This window comes from Rugamonas fusca, assembly GCF_014042365.1.
Lineage (GTDB): Bacteria > Pseudomonadota > Gammaproteobacteria > Burkholderiales > Burkholderiaceae_D > Rugamonas > Rugamonas fusca.
Genome location: NZ_JACEZS010000084.1, coordinates 1 through 302 on the forward strand (window position 1 = coordinate 1; position 302 = coordinate 302).

Sequence of the window (302 nt, forward strand, 5' to 3'; positions counted from 1 at the left end):
TTTCCATGGCCGCCACGTCGTTGGTCGACAGCGCGGCCACCTGGGCCGTGGACAGGGTGGCGGCCTGGTTCGAGGTCAGCGCCACCACCTGGTCGGTGCTCATGGCGGCGATGCTGCCGGTGGTCAGCGCGGCCACCTGGGCGGTGCTCAGGGCGCCGACCTGGTCGGTCGTCAAGGCGGCCAGCTGGGCCGTCTTCAGGGCTGCGATGTCAGCCGTCTTCAGGCCGCCGATGGTGGCCGTGGCGATGGCGGCCACGGCGGCCGTGGCCAGCGACGAGAACTGCGCCGTGCTCAAGGCGCCG

Annotated in this window: 1 protein-coding gene; it reads right to left on the bottom strand. The window is 72.5% G+C overall.

The annotated features are described in order from the left end of the window. On the bottom strand, positions 1–302 hold a 302-nt coding region (locus tag H3H36_RS26415), incomplete at both ends, for a hypothetical protein (protein ID WP_182220995.1).